This window comes from Aquitalea sp. ASV15, from assembly GCF_016429115.1.
Taxonomy (GTDB): domain Bacteria; phylum Pseudomonadota; class Gammaproteobacteria; order Burkholderiales; family Chromobacteriaceae; genus Aquitalea; species Aquitalea magnusonii.
Genome location: NZ_JAELTZ010000159.1, coordinates 1 through 328, shown reverse-complemented (window position 1 = coordinate 328; position 328 = coordinate 1). Strand labels below are relative to the sequence as shown.

1 protein-coding gene is annotated in these 328 nt (G+C 70.1%); it reads left to right on the top strand.

Annotation, left to right across the window (positions count from 1 at the left end; all coding sequences use genetic code 11):
- A partial coding sequence (locus JHD64_RS21310) for a hypothetical protein (RefSeq protein WP_199055636.1) occupies window positions 1–298 on the top strand: 298 nt, incomplete at its 5' end.
- Window positions 299–328: the final 30 nt, after the last annotated feature.

Genomic DNA, 328 nt, shown 5'->3' with positions numbered 1-328 from the left:
CCCCCCCCCCCCCCCCCCCCCCCCCCCCCCCCCCCCCCCCCCCCCCCCCCCCCCCCCCCCCCCCCCCCCCCCCCCCCCCCCCCCCCCCCCCCCCCCCCCCCCCCCCCCCCCCCCCCCCCCCCCCCTTATAATGATCCGCCGACCACCGAGATCTACACTGTTGTTCGTTCGTCGGCAGCGTCAGATGTGTATAAGAGACAGGTACAAGGACATTGCGCGCAAGCTGGCGGTCAAGGTGGGTGAAAAAGCCCAGGACTTCTCCGGCAAATTCCCCAAGATCGTCATCCAGAACAACTAAGCCGCACAGCATGATTGCGATGTTCGACTC